At 73.6% G+C, this 21,352-nt stretch carries 18 protein-coding genes; 10 read left to right on the forward strand and 8 right to left on the reverse strand.

Features of this window, described 5'->3' with window-relative positions; translation table 11 throughout:
- Nucleotides 1-69 precede the first annotated feature (69 nt).
- The 3 genes from CRP39_RS15875 to CRP39_RS15885 form a co-directional block, all read right to left on the reverse strand.
- A complete protein-coding gene (locus tag CRP39_RS15875) occupies nucleotides 70-1,179 on the reverse strand; it encodes an alkene reductase (RefSeq protein WP_221201622.1) in 1,110 nt (369 codons plus the stop codon).
- Nucleotides 1,180-1,293: 114 nt separating this feature from the next.
- The gene (locus CRP39_RS15880) at nucleotides 1,294-2,283 is read right to left on the reverse strand and encodes an LLM class flavin-dependent oxidoreductase (protein ID WP_097207365.1); all 990 of its coding nucleotides are present in this window, start codon (nucleotides 2,281-2,283) and stop codon (nucleotides 1,294-1,296) included.
- Nucleotides 2,284-2,349: 66 nt separating this feature from the next.
- A complete protein-coding gene (locus CRP39_RS15885; RefSeq protein WP_097207366.1) occupies nucleotides 2,350-2,973 on the reverse strand; it encodes a dihydrofolate reductase family protein in 624 nt (207 codons plus the stop codon).
- Nucleotides 2,974-3,262: 289 nt separating this feature from the next.
- Here CRP39_RS15885 and CRP39_RS15895 point away from each other — a divergent pair, with 289 nt between their 5' ends.
- The 3 genes from CRP39_RS15895 (at nucleotide 3,263) to CRP39_RS26905 (ending at nucleotide 5,236) form a co-directional block, all read left to right on the forward strand.
- A complete protein-coding gene (locus CRP39_RS15895; protein ID WP_097207368.1) occupies nucleotides 3,263-4,354 on the forward strand; it encodes a PKD domain-containing protein in 1,092 nt (363 codons plus the stop codon).
- A 69-nt stretch (nucleotides 4,355-4,423) separates the two neighbouring features.
- Complete coding sequence (locus tag CRP39_RS15900) at nucleotides 4,424-5,080, forward strand: class E sortase (RefSeq protein ID WP_097207369.1); 657 nt, start codon at nucleotides 4,424-4,426, stop codon at nucleotides 5,078-5,080.
- A gap of 3 nt (nucleotides 5,081-5,083) precedes the next feature.
- Nucleotides 5,084-5,236: a hypothetical protein gene (locus CRP39_RS26905; protein WP_097207370.1), complete on the forward strand. Its 153-nt coding sequence runs from the start codon at nucleotides 5,084-5,086 to the stop codon at nucleotides 5,234-5,236.
- 60 nt (nucleotides 5,237-5,296) lie between these two features.
- Here the strand turns inward: CRP39_RS26905 and acmB are convergent, their stop codons facing one another.
- Together acmB and CRP39_RS15915 are read right to left on the reverse strand one after the other, a co-directional pair.
- A complete protein-coding gene (acmB, locus tag CRP39_RS15910; RefSeq protein WP_097207371.1) occupies nucleotides 5,297-6,496 on the reverse strand; it encodes a methyl acetate hydrolase AcmB in 1,200 nt (399 codons plus the stop codon).
- 59 nt (nucleotides 6,497-6,555) lie between these two features.
- Nucleotides 6,556-8,202: a flavin-containing monooxygenase gene (locus tag CRP39_RS15915; protein ID WP_097207372.1), complete on the reverse strand. Its 1,647-nt coding sequence runs from the start codon at nucleotides 8,200-8,202 to the stop codon at nucleotides 6,556-6,558.
- A 216-nt stretch (nucleotides 8,203-8,418) separates the two neighbouring features.
- Between CRP39_RS15915 and CRP39_RS15920 the strand changes: the two genes are divergently transcribed.
- The gene (locus tag CRP39_RS15920) at nucleotides 8,419-10,197 is read left to right on the forward strand and encodes a sigma-54-dependent Fis family transcriptional regulator (protein ID WP_097207373.1); all 1,779 of its coding nucleotides are present in this window, start codon (nucleotides 8,419-8,421) and stop codon (nucleotides 10,195-10,197) included.
- A gap of 92 nt (nucleotides 10,198-10,289) precedes the next feature.
- On the opposite strand, the gene CRP39_RS15925 is transcribed toward CRP39_RS15920, so the two are convergent.
- Nucleotides 10,290-12,146, reverse strand: a complete 1,857-nt coding sequence (locus CRP39_RS15925) for an ABC transporter ATP-binding protein (protein ID WP_097207374.1) — start codon at nucleotides 12,144-12,146, stop codon at nucleotides 10,290-10,292.
- A 76-nt stretch (nucleotides 12,147-12,222) separates the two neighbouring features.
- On the opposite strand from CRP39_RS15925, the gene CRP39_RS15930 reads away from it, so the two are divergent.
- Both CRP39_RS15930 and CRP39_RS15935 read left to right on the forward strand, forming a co-directional pair.
- Nucleotides 12,223-12,639, forward strand: coding sequence for a MarR family winged helix-turn-helix transcriptional regulator (locus tag CRP39_RS15930; protein WP_245853906.1), 417 nt, complete (start codon nucleotides 12,223-12,225; stop codon nucleotides 12,637-12,639).
- A 104-nt stretch (nucleotides 12,640-12,743) separates the two neighbouring features.
- On the forward strand, nucleotides 12,744-13,949 hold the full coding sequence (locus tag CRP39_RS15935) for a globin domain-containing protein (RefSeq protein ID WP_097207375.1): 1,206 nt from the start codon (nucleotides 12,744-12,746) through the stop codon (nucleotides 13,947-13,949).
- Nucleotides 13,950-14,186: 237 nt separating this feature from the next.
- Here CRP39_RS15935 and CRP39_RS27250 read toward each other — a convergent pair whose 3' ends face one another.
- On the reverse strand, nucleotides 14,187-14,702 hold the full coding sequence (locus CRP39_RS27250) for an antibiotic biosynthesis monooxygenase (RefSeq protein WP_216359768.1): 516 nt from the start codon (nucleotides 14,700-14,702) through the stop codon (nucleotides 14,187-14,189).
- Nucleotides 14,703-14,848: 146 nt separating this feature from the next.
- Nucleotides 14,849-15,727 (reverse strand): diguanylate cyclase domain-containing protein, encoded by an 879-nt coding sequence (locus CRP39_RS15945; RefSeq protein ID WP_097207376.1) that lies wholly within the window; start codon nucleotides 15,725-15,727, stop codon nucleotides 14,849-14,851.
- A gap of 104 nt (nucleotides 15,728-15,831) precedes the next feature.
- Between CRP39_RS15945 and CRP39_RS15950 the strand changes: the two genes are divergently transcribed.
- From CRP39_RS15950 to CRP39_RS15965, 4 genes are all read left to right on the forward strand, one after another.
- Nucleotides 15,832-16,935 carry a winged helix DNA-binding domain-containing protein gene (locus CRP39_RS15950; protein WP_097207377.1) on the forward strand — a complete coding sequence of 368 codons (1,104 nt, stop codon included), beginning with the start codon at nucleotides 15,832-15,834 and terminating at the stop codon, nucleotides 16,933-16,935.
- Nucleotides 16,936-17,053: 118 nt separating this feature from the next.
- Nucleotides 17,054-17,248: a hypothetical protein gene (locus CRP39_RS15955; RefSeq protein ID WP_097207378.1), complete on the forward strand. Its 195-nt coding sequence runs from the start codon at nucleotides 17,054-17,056 to the stop codon at nucleotides 17,246-17,248.
- 87 nt (nucleotides 17,249-17,335) lie between these two features.
- The gene (locus tag CRP39_RS15960; protein WP_097207379.1) at nucleotides 17,336-19,414 is read left to right on the forward strand and encodes a hydantoinase/oxoprolinase family protein; all 2,079 of its coding nucleotides are present in this window, start codon (nucleotides 17,336-17,338) and stop codon (nucleotides 19,412-19,414) included.
- Nucleotides 19,411-21,297, forward strand: coding sequence for a hydantoinase B/oxoprolinase family protein (locus tag CRP39_RS15965; protein WP_097207380.1), 1,887 nt, complete (start codon nucleotides 19,411-19,413; stop codon nucleotides 21,295-21,297). The genes CRP39_RS15960 and CRP39_RS15965 overlap by 4 nt, the downstream gene beginning before the upstream one ends.
- Nucleotides 21,298-21,352: the final 55 nt, after the last annotated feature.

The following is a 21,352-nucleotide window of genomic DNA, read 5'->3' on the forward strand; positions in this document are numbered from 1 at the left end:
CGATCGAGAGGGCCCTCGGCGCGTCGTGGGGACGGTGCCCCGGCTCCCGCGCGTTTGCGGTGGGGTGGGTCAGCCGGCCTTGAGGGCCGGGTAGTCGGTGTAGCCCTCGGCGCCGCTGGCATAGAAGAGGTGCGGCTTCGGCTCGTTCTCGGGGTGCTCGCCGGCCCAGCGCTCGACGAGGTCGGGGTTGGCGAGGACCGGGCGGCCCACGGCGACGGCGTCGGCGTGCGCGGCCTCGATCAGCTGCACCGCCTCGTCGCGGGTGGTGACCGTCCCGAAGCCGCTGTTGGCGATCAGGGGGCCGCCGAAGCGCCGGCGCAGCTCCTGCACCAGGTCACCGGCGGGTTCGCGGTGCAGCACCGACAGGTAGGCCAGGCCGAGCGGGGCCAGCTGGTCGACCAGCGCGCCGTAGGTGGCGAGGACGTCGGCCCGGTCGGTCTCGAAGGCGTCCTGGATGTCGTGCTCCGGCGAGATGCGCAGCCCGACCCTGCCGGCGCCGATCGCCGCGGCCACCGCCGTCACCACCTGGACGACGAAGCGCGCCCGGTTCGCGGGCGAGCCGCCGTACTCGTCGGTGCGCTCGTTCGACGCCGGCGAGAGGAACTCGTGCAGCAGGTAGCCGTTGGCGCCGTGGACCTCCACGCCGTCCAGACCGGCCTCGATCGCCCGGCGGGAGGCGGTGACGATGTCCTGCACCGTCGCGCGGGCCTCCTCGACGGTCAGCGCGTGGGGCACCGGGTAGGGCTGCTTGCCCTTCTCCGTGTGCACCTGGCCGTTGATGGCGATGGCGCTGGGGGCGACGACGCGGCGTCCGCCGTTGACGTCGGGGTGGGTGACCCGGCCGCCGTGCATGACCTGCAGGACGATCCGGCCGCCGCGGGCGTGCACGGCCTCCGCGACGCGGCGCCAGCCCTCGACCTGCTCGTCGGTGACGATGCCGGGCTGGCCGACGTACGCCTGCGACTCGGGGCTGGGGTACGTGCCCTCGGCGATGATCAGGCCGACGCCGGCGCGCTGGCGGTAGTGCTCGACGACGAGGTACCCGGGGACGCCGGACGCACCGGAGCGCAGGCGCGTCAGCGGGGCCATCACGACACGGTTGGCGAGCTCGAGGTCGCCCAGGGTGACAGGTGAGAACAGATCCACACGGGGTGCAAGGGAGCCGCTCCGGCCGGCCATTCCGGAACGCGACGGTCATCACGCCGAGAGTCATGGCCGGCGTCCCCTTCCGCGACGGGAGAGAGCCCTCCGGCAGAGCGGCGTCGGTTCCGCGGAAACCGACAGGAGGCGGGGTCAGGCGGGGACGGTGGCCATCGCCTCGGCGGTCAGCTCGACGGAGCGCAGCCGGCCCTCGGTGCCCGGGAACTGGTGGGCGACGATCAGCTCGTCGGCGTCGGCCTCGCGCGCGAAGCCGGTGAGGTACCCGCGCACCTCGGCCGGGGTGCCGACGGCGGTGTGCGTGAGCATCGTGTCGACGTGCAGGCCCGCGCCGCCGTCGAGCAGCAGCTGGGCCTCCTCCTCCGACAGCGACCGGCCGCGGCCGAACAGACCGACGGCCAGCGTCCGGCGGACGGCGGCGTAGGCGGCCTCGGCGGCCTCACGGGTGTCGGCGGCGACGGCGTTGACCCCGGCGATCACGTACGGGGCGTCGAGCTGGGCCGAGGGCTTGAACTCCCGCCGGTAGGCCTCCACCGCCGGCGCGAGCATGGCGGGCGCGAAGTGCGAGGCGAACGCGTAGGGCAGCCCGAGCGCCGCGGCCAGGGTGGCGCCGAACATCGACGAGCCCAGGACGTACAGCGGCACGTTCGACCCCTTGCCCGGGATCGCGTCGACGCCGGGCACGCGGGTCTCCCCGGCCAGGTAGGCCTGGAGCTCCAGCACGTCCTGCGGGAACCGGTCGGCAGAGCGCGGGTCGCGGCGCAGGGCGTACATCGTGTTCTGGTCCGACCCGGGGGCGCGGCCCAGGCCGAGGTCGATCCGGCCCGGGTACATCGCGTCAAGGGTGCCGAACTGCTCGGCGATGGTCAGGGGCGAGTGGTTCGGCAGCATGACCCCGCCGGCGCCGAGCCGGATGGACGACGTCTGCGCGCCGACGTGCGCGATGAGGACGCTGGTCGCCGAGGAGGCGATCGTCGGCATGTTGTGGTGCTCGGCGTACCAGACCCGCCGGTAACCGGCCTCCTCCGCGCGCTGGGCGAGCGCGACGCTGGCCGCGATGCTGTCGGACGCGGTCGCGCCCCTGGCGATCGGCGCCAGGTCGAGGATGGACAGGGGGATGCTCATGGCACGGCCTCTCACTCGGTGTTGCCCCGAGCAACCAACCGGGCCGCGCTGACCTTCCCGTGCCCCTCACTCCTCGTACTCGGGCCCCATCGAGCCGGTCTCGACCTCGCCGGCCCGCTGGTAGGTGGTGATCAGCACGCCGCTGCCGGTGGCCGTCGACGACGTCAGCCGCCAGGTCCGCGGGACGGTGCCCTCCTCGAACAGCCGCTTCCCCGAGCCCAGCGTCACCGGGGCGACGACCAGCCGCAGCTCGTCGACGAGGTCCTCCCGCAGCAGCGTCTGCACCAGCCCGGGCGAGCCGTGCACCTGCAGCTCTCCGCCGTCCTCGGCCCGGAGCGCCCGCACCGCCTCCGGCACGTCGCCCTCGATCAGCCGTGCGCCGCTCCACTCGACCGACCCCAGGGTGCGGGAGGCGACGTGCTTGGGCCTGCCGTTGAGCGCGGCCGAGATCGGGTCGTCGGTCGGGATCAGCGGCCAGGAGGCGGCGAAGATCTCGTAGGTCCCGCGACCGATGAGGAAGTCCTGGGCGGGGGAGATCCACCGCACCATCTGGGCGCCCAGGTCGTCGTCGAAGTGGGGCACCAGCCAGCCCTCGTGGGTGAACCCGCCGGAGCGGTCCTCGCCCGGCCCGCCTGGGGCCTGCACGACACCGTCCATGGTCAGGAACGCGATGACGACGAGCGGTCGCACGGGGCCTCCAGGGGGTCGTCGGTCGCCCGGGAGGCGACCTCCTGCAGGTCGGACGGCCGGAGGAGCCCCCACTCATCGCCCGGACACGAACGGGGGAACGGCCGTCGCAGCCGGTCCGGCAGGCCCTCACGGACGGTGATGACACGGCCGAACGCCCCCACAGGATGGGGAGCGGCCGCGGGGGAAACGGGGGGTGTCCCCACGTCGGCGTGGCCGTGAGAGTCGGGGTGCAGGAGGAGCGGAGGGGTCCGCTCCCGGGGAACCCAACCATCCGATCACGGGGGTCACGATGAAGCGCACCACCAGCTTGGTCACCGCAGGGGCCATGGGCCTCGGCACGTTCGCACTCGTCAGCGCGGTCGCACCGAGCATCGCCTCGGCCAACGGCTGCGGCGTCACGGAGATCAGCAGCATGGAGCAGCTGACCACGGTCTTCGACGGCGCCCTCTCCGGCTTCGGCGACGGCGGCAACGCCGAGCTGCTGCCCGAGGGCCTGCACATGACGACCGACGCGTCGGACTCCGCCTACGCCGGCTACTTCATGGACGGGCTCGGCATCCCGCTGGCGCAGGCCACCGCGCCGTCGAACTACGCCCTCGACGTCACCCAGGCTGCCGGCCAGCCCCTGTCGAACCACCCGACCTACGAGATGTGGGTCGACCTCGACGGGACGGGCGCGCTGCCCTCCTGGCTGGTGTACTTCCAGCCCGCCACGGGTGACCCGGCCGACACCTGGTGGAGCGAGGTGCCGCTGACCGAGGTCGACCCGCAGGCCTCCGAGGCCATCGAGGAGGCGACGCTCGTCGAGATCAGCGCCGCCTACCCCAACGCCGTCATCCACACGATGGGCTTCCAGCTCGTCTACTCGCCCGACGCGGACGCCGTCGTGCACGGCATGACCTTCGGCTGCAACGACTTCGTGTTCGCCGGTGAGGGGACCACGGACCCGGAGAACCAGGCGCCGACCGCGTCGTTCACCAGCACCAACGAGGGCGGGGCCTACACCTTCTCCGCCACGGCCTCGGACCCCGACGGCGAGATCGTCACCCACACCTGGGACTTCGGTGACGGCACCGCGCCGTTCGTCGGCGGCACCGAGGCGCAGCACACCTACACCACGGCGGGCGACTACACCGTGACGCTGACCGTCGTCGACGACGACGGCGCCGCGTTCACCACCGAGCTGCCCATCACCGTCGTCCTGGGCGGCGGGGGCGACCCGACCGACCCGACCGACCCGGAGCCGACCGAGTACGGCACGCCGCTGCCCAACACCGGCGCGAACGTCCTCGGCATGGCCGCGATCGGCGGCCTGGTCCTCGCCGGCGGTGGCGCCGGCCTGGTCGCCAGCCGTCGCCGCAAGGCCGGCTCGGCCTCCTGACCGACACCACCCGCGTCCCGCCCGCCGGCACCCGGCGGGCGGGACGCACCCATCGGGACAGGGGGACCGATGATCCGCACGCTCTTCCGCGGGCTCTCGCAGCTCGCGATCACCGCCGGCGCGGTGATGCTGCTCTACGTCGCGTACGAGATCTGGATCACCGACCTCTTCAGCGACCAGGCCCAGGACCAGGTGTCCGAGGAGCTCCGTGAGGAGTGGTCGACGCCGGCACCCGAGCCGGAGCCCGACTTCGGTGAGGCCTTCGCCTTCCTGCACATCCCGCGCTTCGGCGCCGACTGGGAGCGGGCGATCGTCGAGGGCACCGACCCCGACGAGCTCGAGGACGGCCCCGGCCACTACGTCGGCTCGGCGATGCCCGGGGAGCTGGGGAACTTCGCCATGGCCGGCCACCGCGTCGGCCGGGGCAGCCCGTTCATCGCCCTCGACGTCCTGCAGCCCGGTGACCCCGTCGTCGTGGAGACGGTGGACACCTGGCACGTCTACCGGGTCACCGCGACGCGGGTCGTGGACCCGAGCGAGAGCAGCGTCGTCGCCCCCACACCGGGCGGCCCCATGAACGGGGAGGCGACCGGCGCGGTCCTCACCATGACCACCTGCCACCCCAAGTTCTCCACCCGCGAGCGCCTGGTCGTGCACGCGACGCTGGAGGGCTCGGTGGCCAAGGCGGACTCGCCGGACGGGCCGGCGGCACTCGAGGAGGTCTGAGCCGTGTACACGTGGATCTGGCGCCACCTGCCCGGCGGCACCGGCGCGCGGGCCGTCCAGGCCGCGCTCCTCGTGCTGGCCGCGGCCGTGCTGCTGCTGTTCGTCGTCTTCCCGGAGGTGTCCGCGCGCGTGGAGCTCTGGACGCCAGCGCTCTGAGCAGCGCACCCGACGACGGGGCGGGACCGGGAGGGCCCGGCCCCGCTCCGTCGGATCGGATCAGCGCTGCAGCGACGAGTAGAGGGCCGTCTCGAACTCCAGGTAGCCGCCGAAGGAGGTGGCGTCCCCGAACGGCAGCACCTGGGTGGCCCAGAAGCCGCCGACGCCGTTCTCCCGGTCCACCCAGTAGAAGAGGTTGGCCAGCCCGGCCCAGCCCAGGGCGCCGGCGGGACGGCCGGTCGGCGCCGTCTCGTCGTTGACCATGAACGGCAGGGACCAGGACTTCGACAGCCCGGGGAAGAACTCCGCGTCGTTGGACAGCGACGGGATGACGCCGGGGAGCGCGGTGACCTTGAGGTCGCCGAGGTGGTTCTGCACGGCCATGCGCACCGTCTCCGGCGACAGGACGGCGCTGCCCTCGCCCCGGCCGTCGTTGAGCCACATGCGGATGAAGCGCATGTAGTCCCCGACCGTGCCGTAGAGCCCGTGGCCGCCCATGTGCGCCTCGGGCGGCTGGGGCAGCGCGAAGTCGTCCATCGGCGTGAGCGACCCGTCCTCGCCGCGGGCGTGCATCGTCGCCGTCCGCTGCCGTAGCCGATCGTCCGGCTCGAAGGTCGTGTCGGTCATGCCGAGCGGCGCGAAGACGCGCGCGGCGAACACGTCGCCGAGCCGCTCCCCGGTGATGCCCTCCACCACCTGGCCGGCCCAGTCCAGGTTGCTGCCGTACTCCCAGCGCTCGCCCGGGTCGAACAGCAGCGGGGTCTGCAGGCAGGCCCTGGTCGCGGTGATGATGCTGGGCTGCCCGTGCTCGGTGGCCAGCCGGTTGTAGTGCTCGTTGAAGAAGTCGTAGCCGAAACCGGCCGTGTGGGTCAGCAGGTGCTTCGTGGTGATCTCCCGCTTCGGCGGTCGGGTCCGCGGCGAGCCGTCGTCGTCGAAGCCGTCCAGCACCTGCAGCTCGCCGATCCCGGTGGCGTACGTGCGGGCAGGCGCGTCCAGGTCCAGCCGACCCTCCTCGACCAGCTGCAGGGCCGCCGTCGCCGTGATGGCCTTGGTGGTCGAGAACAGGGCGAACACGGTGTCGGTGGTCATGGCGACGTCGCCGCCGAGGCGGCGGGCGCCGGCCGCCCCCTCGTAGACGTTCCCGTCCCGGTCGGTGGCCATGGCGACCACCCCCGCGACCGGGGCGGCGGCCCGTACGGCGCGGTCGAGGATCGCGTCGGCCTCCGAGGTGAAGCTCTCTGTCTGCGTCGTCTGCGTCATGGCAGTCCTCCGGGGGGTTGACGGGGCGGTGCGCCGGGGGGCCCGGCGCACCGGGGGTGTCAGCGGATGTCGAAGCCCGGGTAGCCGGCGGCGGCCACCTCGTCGCACTTCTCCCGGTAGGTGCCGACGCCGCCGGTGTAGGACAGCACCCGCCGGGGCTTGCCCGGGACGTTCGAGCCGACGTACCAGGACGTCGTCCTCGAGATGAGGTTGGCCGACGCCGTCTCGTCGTGGTGGGCCACCCACGCGTCCTCGCCCTCCTGCGTCGGCTCGATGACGCTCTTGCCCTGGGACCGCATCGAGCGGACGAGGTCACTGATCCACTCGGTCTGCTGCTGCAGGCAGGTCGTCATGTTGCACAGGGCGGCCGACGGCGCCAGTGGCACGGCCGTGGTGAGCAGGTTGGGGTAGCCGTGCACCATCAGGCCCATCGTGGTGCGGATGTCGCGGCCCCAGTCCTCGGTGAGGGCCCGCCCCCCGCGGCCGCGGATGTCGATCCGGGTGAGCGCACCGGTGCCGGCGTCGAACCCGGTCGCCAGGATGATGACGTCGAGCTCGTGGACGGTGCCGTCCTCCAGCTGCAGCCCCTGGGGGACGACGCGGACGATCGGGTTGTCGCGGACGCCGACCAGTTCCACGTCCGGCCGGAGGTAGACCTCCAGGTAGTTCGTCTCCAGCGGGACCCGGTGGGTGCCGAAGCCGTAGTCGGTGGGGATCAGCACGTCGCACAGGTGGGGGTCGTGGCGCAGGCGCGCCCGCATCTTCTCCCGGACGAACTCCGAGACCTCCTCGCTGGCCGCCTCGTCGAAGAAGATCTCGGGGAACGAGGCGAGCCACAGCTTCAGCGAGCCGTTCTCGTAGATCTCCTCGAGGATCTCGCGGCGCTGCTCGGGGGTGAGGTCGGCGTAGGAGTGCTCGAAGTCGTACTCGAAGCCGGTGAAGGTGCGCGGGAGGGTCGTGCGCAGCTCGGGGAAGCGCGCCTTGTACGCGGCGACGTCCTCGGGCCCGAAGTGCGGGTTCTTCATCGGCAGGGCGTACTGCGGCGTCCGGGCGAAGACGGTCAGGTGCCCGACCTGGCCGGCGATGGTCTGGATGACCTGGATGCCGGTCGCACCGATGCCGACGACACCGACCCGCTTGCCCTCCAGCTCCAGGCCCTCGGCCGGGTAGCGCGAGGTGTGCACGATCGTGCCCCGGAAGTCGGCCTGCCCGGGGAAGAGGTCGGCCATGGGCGCGGACAACATGCCGGCGCAGGTGACGAGGAACTGGGTGTCGATCGTCTCGCCGCGGTCGGTCTCGACGGTCCAGCGGCCCCGGTCCTCGTCGAAGCGTGCGCCGGTGACCGTGGTGGAGAACTGGATGTCCCGGCGCAGGTCGAGCCGGTCGGTGACGTAGTGCATCCACCGCTCGATCTCGGGCTGGTCGGGGAACCGCTGACTCCAGCTCCAGTCCTTGTAGAGGTCCTCGTCGAACAGGTACTGGTAGATGTAGGCCTCGGAGTCGAACCGCGCCCCGGGGTAGCGGTTCCAGTACCAGGTCCCGCCCACGTCGCCGGCCGCGTCGTAGGCCCGCACCCGCAGGCCCTGCTCGCGGAGCTGGTGCAGCTGGTAGAGGCCGGCCACCCCGGCGCCGATGACCACCGCATCGAGCTCGCGGGCCCCCGACGCCCCGTCGACCTGCGCAGTCGTCGCTGTATCGACGCTCATCTGTGAACTACCTTCCTGCCTGTGGTCTGGATCACTGCCGCGCTGCACAGTCCAGCGGCGTCCCGCCCGGTCGAGCCGTCCCAGGTTGGGACAGTCCGGCGCGGTGCGACGGCCGGACGGAGCACCGCGGACCGGTGACGAGGGGCGCCGGCCCGGCGTCCCTGCCGCTGCACCCGCCGGTGGCGCGGCGGGTGGGCGCCTGGCGTGGAGGTGGCGATGCACCAGGGTCAGGAGGACCGGCGGCGCGTGGCGGCGGCCCGTGCGGAGTTCCTCGAGCGCGGTCCGGCGGCGGCTGCCGGCGTCCGGGACCTGGTGGCGGCGTCGTGGCGGCGCAGCCGGTCGGCCGGTGTGGACGCCGACGAGTACCGGATCACCTTCCACGAGGACGTCGACCTGGACTCCCGGCTGGTGCGGTGCGCCCGGCCGGTCATCGAGCGGCTGGCGGAGGAGATGGTCGACGTCCCGGTCGCGATCGCGCTCTCCGACGCCGAGGCGCGCATCGTGCACCGGCTGGACTGCTCGACGTCGGTGGGCCGACTGCTGGACCGGGTGGACTTCACCGCCGGGTTCAGCTTCGCCGAGGGCGGCGTGGGCACCAACGGCATCGGCACGGTCTTCGAGGCCGGGTCGTCGGTGGCTGTGGTGGGCGCGGAGCACTTCACCGAGGCCCTGGTGGCGTTCGCCTGCACCGGCGCACCGGTCCTCGACCCGCTCACCGGGCGGGTGGCGGGCGTGCTCGACGTCAGCTCGCTGGCCGAGAGCTGGACGCCCCTGATGCACACGCTGGTCCGGCGGGCCGCCGCCGACATCGGCCAGAACCTGCTGCTGGACCGCGGGCACGCCCAGCGGGCGCTGTACGAGGTCTTCGCCCGGGCCGACGCCCGGCCCCGGCAGGCGGTCATGGCGGTGGGTGCGTCGCTCATGGTCAACCAGCGGGCCCAGCAGCTGTTCACCGTCGCCGAGCAGGCCACGATCCACCAGCACGCGCTGTTCCTGATGAGCCGCCGAGATCGGGTCGCCGAGACGATTCCCCTCGACACCGGCCGCCGGGTGCGGATGCGGGCGCGGCGCGTCGTCGTCGGCGACGAGGTGGCCGGCATGGTGCTGCTGCTGGACGAGGACCCCGGCCGACGGCCTCCTCCCGTCCCGGTCCCTCGGAGCGCCCCGCACGCGGGCAGCGGGGGACGCCCGCAGGACCCGCACCCGCTGGGCGGCCGCTCACCGGGGTGGGTGACGGCGTGCGAGCAGGCCGCCGCCGCCATCGACCGGGGCGACTCCGTGCTGGTGATGGGCGAGCCGGGCACCGGTCGGCGCACCCTCGTCACCGAGCTGTTCCGCCGGGCCCACCCGTCGGGGCAGGTGGTCGCCGACGGGGCCGCGCGGACGCCAGGACCACCGCTCGACGGCGCGGGGACCGCCACCCTCGTCGTCCTCGGGGACGTCGACCGGCTGGACGCCGACGCGGTCGAGCGCCTGCGCGGGCTCCTCGCCTCCGTCGACCGCGGCCGGGTCCTCGTCGCGGCCACGCTGGCCGAGGAGCACGTCGGCGCCGGTCTGCCGTTCCAGGCACTGCTCGGGCACTTCGACCAGGCGGTGACCGTGCCGCCGCTGCGCTTCCGCGGCGAGGACCTCCCCCTGGTCGTCGCGCGCCTGCTCGCCGAGCTCGCCCCTCACCGGAGGGTCCGGCTGCATCCCGAGGCGAGCCGGCTGATCGCCCGCTACGCGTGGCCGGGCAACCTCCCGCAGCTACGCGAGGCGCTGCGGGCCGCACTGGCCGCCCGCCCGGTCGGGGAGGTCCAGCCGGAGGACCTGCCGGCCTACTGCCGCACCACGGGCGGCCGCACGCTGACCCCGCTGGAGGCGGTCGAGCGCGACACGATCGTGCGGGCCCTGCAGCGGTGCGGCGGCAACCGGGTGCACGCGGCGGCCGCGCTCGGGATGGCCCGCAGCTCGCTCTACCGGAAGATCCGGAGCTACGCGATCACCGACGTGTGACCCGGTCGGGCGGCCAGGGGTCCGGGCGGTCGGGCCCAGGCGGTCGGGCCCAGGCGGTCGGGCTCAGGCCGGCCGGGCTCAGGCGGCCGGGCTCAGGCGGCCAGGGCGACGTCCCGGTCGGCGGCCGCGACCAGCCCGGCGTAGCGCCCGCCGGCGGCGAGCAGCTCCGCGTGGCTGCCGGACTCCTCGAGGCGGCCCGCGGCGAGCACGGCGATCCGGTCGGCATCGCGGATCGTGGACAGCCGGTGGGCGATGGTGATCGTCGTCCGGCCGCGGCTGGCCTCGTCGAGGGCGGCCTGGACGGCCCGCTCGGTCGCGGTGTCCAGCGCGCTGGTCGCCTCGTCGAGCACCAGCACCCAGGGGTCGCGCAGCAGCGTCCGGGCGATCGCGAGGCGCTGCTTCTCCCCGCCGGAGAACCGGTGCCCGCGCGCACCGACGACGGTGTCGTAGCCGTCGGGCAGGGCGGCGATGACGTCATGCACCTGGGCGCGGCGGGCGGCGTCCTCGATCTCGCGGTCGGTGGCGCCGGGCCGAGCGTGCCGCAGGTTCTCCCGCACCGTCGTGTGCAGCAGGTAGGTCTCCTGCGCGACGACGCCGACGACCCGCGCCAGCGTGGCCAGGCTCAGGTCGCGCAGGTCGACGCCGTCGATCGTCACCCGGCCGCTGGTCGGGTCGGCCAGCCGCGCGACCAGCGAGGCCAGCGTGCTCTTGCCCGAGCCGGTCTCCCCCACCAGCGCCAGCGTCGACCCGGCGGGGACGGCGAGGTCGATGCCGTCCAGGGCCGGCCGGTGCCCGTCGGGGTAGGTGAACGAGACGCCCTCGAAGCGCACCTCGCCGCGCACCGTCGCCGGGTCCAGCGGCACGGGGTCGGCCGGGTCGTCGATCTCCACCGGCAGGTCCAGGTACTCGAAGACCCGGCTGAACAGCGCCATCGAGCTGGTCACCGTGACGCCGACGTCGAGCAGCTGCATGAGCGGCCGGAACAGCGCCCCCTGCAGGGTGGTGAAGGCGACCAGCGTGCCGATCGTCATCCCGCCGGAGGTGGCCGGCAGGCCCGCCGCCAGGTAGATCAGCGCCGGGATGCCGGCGAAGACGATGCTCATCGTGGCCATCCGCCACCGGCCGGCCAGCTGCGAGCGCACCTCGAGACCGACGAGGTCCTCCGAGGTGTCGGCGAACCGCCGCGACTGGGCCGGGCCGGCGCCGAGGGTCTTGCCCAGCAGCACGCCGCTGATCGACAGCCCCTCCTCCACCTGCGCGTGCAGATCGGCCAGGCGCCGCTGCCGCTGCGCGGTGACCCTCCGGCGCATCCGCGCCACCCGGCGGGTGAGCAGCACCGCCGGCGGGAGGACGACGAGGGACAGCAGCGACAGCCGCCACGACAGCGCCACCATCGCCACGACCGTCCCGACGACGGTGGTCGCGCTGGAGGCCAGCGAGGTGGCGGTCGAGGTGACGACGGACTGCATGCCGGCGATGTCGTTGGTCAGCCGGGACTGCACCTCCCCGCCCCGGGTGCGCGTGAAGAAGCCCAGCGACTGCCGCTGCAGGTGGGTGAAGACCGCCGTCCGCAGACCGTGCATGACCCGCTGCCCGACGGTCGTCGACAGCCACGTCTGCACCACCCCGAGGACGGCGGTGGTGGCGGCGACCGCGACCATCGCGGCCACCGCCCAGGCCAGCAGGCGCACGTCCTGGCGGGGCAACGCCTCGTCGATCACCAGGCGGACCAGGAACGGCGAGGCCAGTGCCACGGCCGATGCGGCCACGATCAGCACCACCACCGTGGCCACCGGCCAGCGGTACGGCGCGAACAGCGCGGTCACCCGGCGCAGTGGCACCGGGGAGCGCTCCAGCTGGGCCCGGTCGGCGGGGTCGACGGTGCGCCCCGAGCGCCCACCCCCGCCGCCCGGCCCTCTCGTCACGTCGTCGACGACGACCACCTCCATGGCGTCCCAGGCCCTCGATGATTACTGAGGTTGCCTCACGATGAGGTAACCGTACGGCATTGGGTACGATTCCCGCGTGCCGGACGACGACGCCTCGCTGGGCGAGCTGCTCATGCGGGCCGCCCGCACCCAGCGGCGGCGCTGGCGCGAGGTCCTGGCGCCGTGGGAGCTGCTCCCCCACCACGCCCGCGCACTCCGCGTCGTCTGCGAGCGGGACGGCGTGCGACTCTCCGACCTGGCCGAGGCCCTGCACATCGCACCCCGCTCGGCCACCGAGGTCGCCGACGCCCTGCAGGCCCGCGGCCTGGTCGAGCGCAGCCCCGATCCCACCGACCGGCGGGCCGTCGTCCTGACGCCCACCCCCGCCGGCCGGCAGGTGCAGGGCGAGGTCGCCGCCGCGCGGGCGGCCGACACCCGCGACCTGTTCGCCCGGATCGACCCCGCCGACCGGGCCGCCCTGGCCCGGATCCTGCGCACCCTGACCGACGACTGAGGGCATCCCCGGGCGAATCGATGGGTAGGACCTGCCACGGGGGGTTACGGGGTGGCAGAGGTGGCGAGCACCGTCACACGCCAGCAGAGGGGGAGGTAGCCGTCGTGCTGTCCGAGAAGTCCCGGCCCGTCATCGAGGCCACCCTGCCCGTGGTCGGCGAGAACATCGGGAAGATCGCCGAACGCTTCTACCAGCACATGTTCGGCGAGCACCCCGAGCTGATGGACGGCGTCTTCAACCGCGGCAACCAGGCCGAGGGCACCCAGCAGCAGGCACTGGCCGGCTCGGTCGCCATGTTCGCCAGCGCACTGGTCAACCACCCCGACCAGCTGCCGGAGCACCTGCTCAACCGCGTCGCCCACAAGCACGCGTCGCTCGGCATCCGCCCCGACCAGTACCAGGTCGTGCACGACAACCTCTTCTGGGCGATTGCCGACGTCCTCGGCGACGCCGTCACCCCCGAGGTCGCCGAGGCCTGGGAGGAGGTCTACTGGCTGATGGCCCGGGCCTTGATCAACCAGGAGCGCGGCCTGTACAGCGCGCGTGGCGTGCGGCCAGAGATCGTGTGGCGCGACTGGGAGGTCATCGAGAAGCGGCGGGAGACCGACGACGTCGTCGTCTTCACCTGCAAGCGTATCGACGACCGGCTGGTGAAGACCTCGCTGCCCGGTCAGTACGTCACCGTGCGGATGCCGATGCCCGACGGCATCCGGCAGCCCCGCCAGTACAGCCTCACCCGCGCCGACGACGGCGAGCACCGCTCGTTCGCGGTGAAGCGGGTCCACGGCAACGGCAAGCCCGACGGCGAGGTCTCCAACCTGCTGCACGAGCGGGTCGACATCGGCGACACGGTCACCATGTCGCTGCCGTTCGGCGACGTCGTCCTCGACGACTCCCGCCCGGCGGTGTTCGCCAGCGCGGGCATCGGCATCACCCCGATGGCCGGGATGCTCTCCCACCTGGTCACGGCCGGCTCCCACCTCGACGTCACCCTGCTGCACGCCGACCTCGACGAGTCCTCGTGGGCGCTGCGCCAGCAGGTTGCCGACGACGTCAAGGCCCTGGCCGACGGCAAGCTGCACGTCTGGTTCGAGCGGGGCGCGCAGTGCAGCCTCCCGGTGGACGGCGTCCACGAGGGGATCATGGACCTCACCGAGGTCGACCTCCCCGATGACGCCGTCTACTACCTCTGCGGCCCGCTGCCGTTCATGAAGGCGGTGCGCAGCGCGCTCATCGACCGCGGCGTCCCCACCCGCGACATCCAGTACGAGGTCTTCGGCCCCGACCTGTGGCAGGCCGACGCTGATTGATCTGTCGGCCTACCGGCCGACACCGCGGCCAGGTGCCGTCCCCGGCCGCCGCTGAGCCGCTGCCCGCGTCCCGGCCGGGGACCCTCCGGGCCCCGCGACCGGACCACCCACGGCCAGGTGCCGTCCCCGACCGCCGCTGAGCCGCTGCCCGCGTCCCGGCCGGGGACCCTCCGGGCCCCGCGACCGGACTACCCGCCGCCAGGTGCCGTCCCCGACCGCCACTGAACCGCTGCCCGGTCAGGGCTGGGTCGGGGCGAAGGCGAGGTCGTGCTCGGCCAGCGCGTCGCGGAGGCGCGAGGTCGCCTTCGGGCCGACACCGTGCCAGGAGCGCAGCTCCCGCTCGGTGACCTGCGTGAGGTCACGCAGGTCCCGGATGCCGCGTCCCAGGAGCGCGCTGCTGGCGGGTGCGCCGATGGACGCCGGTAGCGGCAGCGGCGTCCCCTCGTGGGTGCGGACGGCGTCGTACTCGGCCACGTCCACGGCGAGCAGGACGGCGGCCTGCTCAGCGGCGGGACCGGAGCCACGGAAGGCCTCCAGCTCGGCCCGGGTTCCCCACCGCTCGAACACCCGGATCCGCCCCGGCTCGAGCGGGTCGGCGGTGATCGCGAAGTCCAGGCAGCCAGCGGCGGCCCGCGCCTGCTCGACGACGATCCGGCACCCCTCGACATAGGCGTCCCGGTCGTCGGGCCGCACGGTCAGGGTCCCCGCCACGATGATCACGACGAACAGACCGGCGCAGCGCTGCCGACTCATCGGTGCGGCTGCGCGCGAGCGACCGGGTCCTGATGTCGATCATGGGGGTTGTGGCGGGCTCCCTCGGCACGTCGGCGCGTGTCGCCTACACCAAGCCCATGATCAACACGGGTGGAGCGCGCCTCCATGGTGGGGATCGGCCGCTCTCAGCGCCGATCGCCGCGGTCGCCGGCCGTGCGCCGGCGACGGTGGGTCTTGCTGCCGTACATGGCGCGGTCGGCGCGCGCGATGAGGTCGTCGGGCGTCTCACCGGGCCGGCCCACCGCCGCACCGACGCTCACCCCGATCGACAGCGCGCCGCACGAGGTCTCGAACGGCGTGGCCAGCGCCGCCGTGACGAGCACGGACAGGGTCGACACCCGTCCGGCGTCATCGCCCGGGACGAGCAGCACGAACTCGTCGCCGCCGAAGCGGGCCACGATCTCGCCGGGGCGGGCGAGCGCGCCGAGCCGGACGGCGACCTCGCTGAGGAGGTGGTCGCCGACCCCGTGCCCGTGGTCGTCGTTGACCAGCTTGAACCTGTCCAGGTCGCAGAAGAGCACCGCGCAGCCGGCGCCGTCGACCGGGTCCAGGTGCCGGCGCAGGGCGTCGAAGAGGGTGCCGCGGTGCGGGATGCCGGTCAGCCGGTCGGTCTCGGCCCGCTGGTGCAGCCGGGCCTCCCGCTGCCGCTGGTCGGTGACGTCGATGCCGAGGGTGGCGACCGCGTAGGGGCGGCCGGAGCAGTCGCAGAGCACGTCGTTGTGCATGGCCACCCGCCGCCGACCGCCGTCCCCGGTGATCCAGTCGGCCTCCTGGGGGTGGGCCGTGCCGGTGGCGATCGCCCGGGCGACGGCGTCCTTGGCCAGCTCGACGTGCTCGGGCAGGACCCACACCTCCCAGAAGAAGCGGCCCAGCAGCTCCTCGGGCGACCGGCCGGTGAACCGCTGGACCGCCGGGTTGGCGAGCAGGATCCGGCCGTCGGCGGCGATCACGGCCAGCAGCGCGCCCGTCGCGGCGATGAACGCCTCGGGGAGGGAGGACTCCACCCGACCGCCTCCTCGTGGCGCGCCCTCCGGCACGCCGCCCCGGCATGAGACCACGGTCACACTCGGCACGCCAGCACGGCCGCGATCGCCGCTAGCCTGCGGGCGTGACCGGCTCCCTGACCCGCCGTCAGGTGCTCGACCTGCGGGTGCACGCCCAGCAGCTCGACCGGACCTCCGGCGGGCTCGACGACACCGCCGTGCTCGACCTCGGCGTCCAGGACACCGGTCCGGACGGCGGGCTGTGGGCACTGGCGCTGCGCGGCGTCGACGTGGCGGCACTGCCCGACGGCGCGCTGAGCACGGTGTGGACGATCCGCGGCGCGCCGCACCTGTACCGCCGGGCCGACCTGCCCGAGGTCGCGGCGGCCACCGCCCCGTTCTCCGAGGCCGACGCGGGCAAGCGGGTCTACGACGCCGCCCGGCCGCTGCGGGCCGCCGGCATCCCGGTGCTGGCCGGGCTCGACAGCATCGCCGCGACCATGCGCTCGGTGGTCACGGCCCCGATGGTCAAGGGCGAGGTCTCCGCCCGGCTGACCCAGCTGCTCGACGACCCACACCTGCGGTACTGCCGCCCGTGCGACGCCGTCCACCCCTGGGAGCAGCCGTTCCGGCTGGCCGCCCTGCGCGCCGGTCTGGAGCTGGAGCCGGGCACCTCACCACCGGTGCTGCGCCCGGTACCGGGGCTGGTGCCCAGCGCGGACGTCGCGCCGCGGTTCGACGTCGTCCGCGGGTACCTGCGGCTGCTCGGTCCGGCGACACCCCAGCTGGTCGCCGGCTACCTGGACGCACCGGTCAAGGACGTGCAGGCGCACTGGCCGGAGGACGCCGTCGACGTCGACGTGGACGGCGAGCGGCGCTGGCTGCTCGCCGCGGACGCCGACCGGCTCGACGGGGTCCCACCGGCGTCGGGCACGGCGCTGCTCGGCCCGTTCGACCTGTTCCTGCAGGCCCGCGACCGTGACCTGCTGGCGCCGGACCGCGCGCACGCCAAGGCCCTGTGGCCGGTGCTCGGCCGGCCCGGCGCGGTGCTCGTCGACGGCGAGGTGGCCGGCGTCTGGCGACCGCGGAAGGCCGGGCGGTCGCTCACCGTCGCCGTGGAGCCGTGGCGGGAGCTGGCCGGGGCCGAGCGGGCGGCGGTGACCGCCGGGGCCGAGCGGCTGGCCGCCTTCCGCCAGGTGACGCTGAAGGCGGTGGAGATCGCCGGGTGAGCAGCGCCCCTCCACCGTCCGCACGCACGACGTCGACTCGGCCCCCGTGCGGCAGATCCGTGCACGGATCGCGATGGGACTGGGTACACGCACGCCGACCCCGACCGAGGGAGCAGCCATGACCGGCCCCGACGACGCCTTCCTGGCTCCGGACGACGCGTTGTACGACGGCGACGAGGACACCCGACCCGGCGCGGACGACGTCGAACGGCCGCCGGAGACCGTCGCTCCCCGCGAGGACGGGATCGAGGACGCCGACCGCGCGAGCGGCTCGGTGGAGCACGAGACCGGGAGCGGGCCCGAGCGCGGGTGACGGCGGCCACCGGCATGCGGGCGACCGCCGGGTGAGGTCGCCGGCGCACCTTCCGCCCGGCGGTATCTCAACGCTAAGGTATCTGCCATGAGTGCCCCGCCTCGCCGGGTCCGCATCGGCATCGACACCGGGGGGACGTTCACCGACGTCGTCGCGGTGGACGAGGAGACCGGTCAGACCACCACGACCAAGACGCCGTCCACGCCCGCCGACCCCGCCGAGGGCTTCCTCACCGGCGTCCGCAAGGTGCTGGACCTGATGGACCTGTCCGGTGAGGCGGTCACCGCCGTCAGCCACGGGACGACGGTCGCGACCAACCAGCTGCTCGAGGGCAAGCTCGACCGGATCGGGTTCATCACCACCGAGGGCTACGAGTCGGTCCTGGAGATCGCCCGCCAGTCGGTGCCCGACGGCTACGGCAACAGCTACTTCTGGGTCAAGCCGCCGCGCATCGTCCCCGCCGACCTGGTGCAGACCGTGCGCGGGCGCCTGGACCACAAGGGCGAGGAGGTCCGGCCCTTCGACGAGGACGACGCCCGCGCGGCGGCCCGGTTCTTCAAGGACGCCGGCATCACCACCCTCGGCGTCTGCTTCCTGCACGCCTACGCCAACGACGCGCACGAGCGCCGCATGCTCGAGGTCATCCGTGAGGAGCACCCCGGCGCCGTCGTCTCGCTGTCCAGCGAGGTGCTGCGCGAGTACCGCGAGTACGAGCGCTCGGTCACCACGCTGGTCGACGCCGCGGTGAAGCCCAAGGTCGGCGCGTACGTCACCAACATCCGCACCCGCCTGGACGAGATCGCCCCGGGCGTGCCGTTCTACGTGATGAAGAGCAACGGCGGCGTGCTCAGCGCCGGCGAGGTCGTGCACCAGCCGATCACCACCATGCTGTCCGGCCCCGCGGCCGGCGCGCTGGGCGCCGCCCTCATCGCGGGCACCGCCGGCTTCGACCGGGTGCTCACCTGCGACGGCGGCGGTACCTCGACCGACGTCACCGTCGTCATCGACGGCGAGCCGACCCTCACCACCGAGGGCTCGGTCGGTGAGTACCCCTCCAAGATCCCGATGATCGACGTCGTCACCGTCGGCGCGGGCGGCGGCTCCATCGCCTGGCTGTCCCCGGAGGGCACGCTCAAGGTCGGCCCCAAGTCGGCCGGCGCCGACCCGGGCCCCATGTGCTACCCGAACGGCGGCGACCAGCCGACCGTCACCGACGCGCACGTCGTCCTCGGCCGGATCCCCCCGCACCTGCTGGGCGGGGAGATCCCGCTGTCGGTCGAGGCGGCGGGCGGCGGCCTCGAGCAGCTCGGCGGCAAGCTGGACCTGTCACTGGAGAAGACGGCCACCGGCATCCTCGAGATCTCCGCCTGGAACCAGGCCAACGCGCTGCGCCAGGTGACCGTCGCCCGCGGCCTCGACGTCCGGGACTTCACGCTCACCACGTTCGGCGGCTCCGGCTCGCTGCTGGCCTGCCGGCTCATGGACATCCTCAACCTGCCGCGCACGCTGGTGCCGCCGAACCCGGGCAACGTCAGCGCGTTCGGTCTGCTCACCGTCGACGTCCGCAACGACTACGTGCAGACGGTGGTGTCCAAGCACACCGACCTGGACCTGGCGCGCGTGCAGGCGGTCTACGCCGACCTCGAGGCCCAGGCCCAGGTGGCCCTGGACGGCGAGGGCTTCGGCCGCGACCAGCAGCGCATGCAGCGCACCGCCGACCTGCGCTACGTGGGCCAGGCGTTCGAGGTGCGGGTGCCGGTCGCCGAGGGCGTGCTGGACGCCGCGGCGGCCGAGGCCGTCGCGCAGGCCTTCCACGCCGCGCACCGGCAGCTCTACGGCTACGACTTCGCCGACGACCCGCGCCAGGCCGTGGAGTGGGTCAACCTGCGGGTCAGCGGGATCGGCCCGATCCGCCGTCCCGACATGGTCGAGCTGGCACCGGAGAACGGCGGGCCCGAGCGGGCCGTCACCGGCTCGCGCCGGGTGTTCTTCGACGACTGGGTGGACACCCCGACCTACAACCGCCCCGACCTCGGCCCCGGCGACGTCGTCGCGGGCCCGGCGATCATCGAGGAGTTCGGCTCGACGGTGCCGGTGCACCCCGGCTTCCTCGCCACCGTGGACGCCCACGGGAACCTGCTGCTGACGAAGGAGTCGGACAAGTGACCCTGACGGAGTCGTCCCCCACCCAGCCGAAGGTCGCCGCCGACCCGGTGCTCGTGGAGATCGTCGCCGGCACGCTGGCGGCGATCGAGAAGGAGGTCGAGACCTCCATCGGCCGCACCTCGCGCTCGCCGATGATCCGCGACGCCCACGACTTCCGCGCCGGCATCCACGACCGCCAGCTGCGCAAGCTCACCGGCCGCTCCTACTCGGCGCTCGTGCACCCCGTGGTGCGCGACTACCCGATCGAGGAGATGAACGTCGGCGACGTCTTCTTCCACAACGACGTCTACCTGTCCGAAGGCGGCATCGGCCACCTGCCGGACCTGTGCGTCACCGTGCCGGTGTTCGCGCACGTGGACGGCGCGGAGCGGGTGGTCGCGTTCATCCAGGCGTTCGGCCACCACGACGACATCGGCGGCGCGGTGCCCGGCTCCATGCCGTCGGCGGCGACCAGCGTGTACGAGGAGGGCCTGATGGTCCCCCCGATCAAGCTGTGGGACCGCGGCGTGCCCAACGAGTCCGCACTGAAGATCATGACCCGCAACTCGCGGATGCCCGACTCGCTGGCCGCCGACCTCGACGCCGAGTGCTCGGCCTGCCTGGCCGGCGCCCGCCGACTGGGTGAGCTGTTCGACCGGTACGGGGTCGAGGCGGTCGAGGCGTGCTTCGACGCGATCCTGGCCAACTCCACCGAGGTCTACCGGCGGGAGATCCTGTCGCAGATCCCTGACGGCACCTACGTGTGGGAGGACTACGCCGAGCACGACGGCGTGGAGCAGCCCCAGCTGCACCGCCAGCGGATCACGCTGATCATGGACTCCACCCGGGAGACGCCGCTGGTCATCGACTTCACCGGCACAGGTCCGCAGGCCAAGGGCCCGATCAACCACTGCGGTGACTACGCCGACGGCAACTTCCTCAAGAAGTGGCTCGCGCCGATCCTGCGCAACCTGGCCGAGACGCCGGAGCGCATGGCCGAGCTCGACGTCAACGAGGGCGTCGTCCCGCTGATCGAGATGCGGTTCCCGGAGAAGGGCACGCTGCTCACGCCGATCTTCCCGGCGCCGACCAACGCCCGGACCTTCGTCATCCTGCGGCTGCTCGGCGTCCTCGCCGGCGTGCTGGCCAAGGCCACCGGCGGCCGGATGCCCGCCGACCAGGAGACGATCCGCTACACCGGCGTCTACGGCACCGACTTCGAGGGCCAGCCCTACCTCATGCGCGAGGTGCTCGGCGGCGGCTCGGGCGGTCGGTACTACGCCGACGGCGAGGACACCATCCACGTCGTCCCGGACTCCCGGAACCTGCCCACGGAGTTCACCGAGGGCCGCTTCCCGCTCCGGGTGGAGCGGCTCGGGCTGGCGATGGACTCCGGCGGGCCCGGCCGCTACCGAGGCGGCTGCGGCTACGAGAAGCACATCCGGGTGCTGCGCGACGCGCACTTCATGTCGATCGCCGACCGCTCGATCCTCGCCTGCTGGGGCGTGAAGGGCGGCAAGGCCGGCCGGCCGTTCCAGATCACCGTCGACCCGGGCGGCCCGGACGAGCACGAGGTCGACGCGCTGGCCGACGCCGAGCCGCTGAAGGCCGGCACCGTCGTCCGCATCCGGACGACCGGCGGCGGCGGCTGGGGCGACCCGCTGGAGCGCCCGGTGGCGGAGGTCCTGCGGGACATCGCCTGGCGCAAGGTGTCGGTGACCGGCGCCCGCGAGGACTACGGCGTGGTCGTCCGCGAGGACGGCACCGCCGACGAGGCGGCGACGACGGCGCTGCGGGACGAGCTGCGGGCGGCCCGCAGCGGCGAGGAGCCGTTCTTCGACCGCGGCCCCGGCTACGCCACCCTCTCCGGCGGCGCGGCGTTCAACGAGTTCGACGTCCTCTGATCCCGACTCCTCCGCGATCATGAAGTCTGGGAAGGGGCACGCCGCACCGCACGGG

The sequence above is a fragment of the Geodermatophilus sabuli genome (assembly GCF_900215145.1).
In the GTDB taxonomy this organism is placed as follows: domain Bacteria; phylum Actinomycetota; class Actinomycetes; order Mycobacteriales; family Geodermatophilaceae; genus Geodermatophilus; species Geodermatophilus sabuli.

What these genes read in the sequence shown, in the direction of transcription:
- CRP39_RS15920 (WP_097207373.1), top strand. Translation starts at nt 8,419, where the DNA reads ATGCACCAGGGTCAGGAGGACCGGCGGCGCGTGGCGGCGGCCCGTGCG.
- CRP39_RS15900 (WP_097207369.1), top strand. Translation starts at nt 4,424, where the DNA reads ATGATCCGCACGCTCTTCCGCGGGCTCTCGCAGCTCGCGATCACCGCC.
- CRP39_RS27250 (WP_216359768.1), bottom strand. Translation starts at nt 14,702, where the DNA reads ATGAGTCGGCAGCGCTGCGCCGGTCTGTTCGTCGTGATCATCGTGGCG.
- CRP39_RS15875 (WP_221201622.1), bottom strand. Translation starts at nt 1,179, where the DNA reads ATGGCCGGCCGGAGCGGCTCCCTTGCACCCCGTGTGGATCTGTTCTCA.
- CRP39_RS15880 (WP_097207365.1), bottom strand. Translation starts at nt 2,283, where the DNA reads ATGAGCATCCCCCTGTCCATCCTCGACCTGGCGCCGATCGCCAGGGGC.
- CRP39_RS15915 (WP_097207372.1), bottom strand. Translation starts at nt 8,202, where the DNA reads ATGAGCGTCGATACAGCGACGACTGCGCAGGTCGACGGGGCGTCGGGG.
- acmB (WP_097207371.1), bottom strand. Translation starts at nt 6,496, where the DNA reads ATGACGCAGACGACGCAGACAGAGAGCTTCACCTCGGAGGCCGACGCG.
- CRP39_RS15895 (WP_097207368.1), top strand. Translation starts at nt 3,263, where the DNA reads ATGAAGCGCACCACCAGCTTGGTCACCGCAGGGGCCATGGGCCTCGGC.
- CRP39_RS15960 (WP_097207379.1), top strand. Translation starts at nt 17,336, where the DNA reads ATGAGTGCCCCGCCTCGCCGGGTCCGCATCGGCATCGACACCGGGGGG.
- CRP39_RS15925 (WP_097207374.1), bottom strand. Translation starts at nt 12,146, where the DNA reads ATGGAGGTGGTCGTCGTCGACGACGTGACGAGAGGGCCGGGCGGCGGG.
- CRP39_RS15955 (WP_097207378.1), top strand. Translation starts at nt 17,054, where the DNA reads ATGACCGGCCCCGACGACGCCTTCCTGGCTCCGGACGACGCGTTGTAC.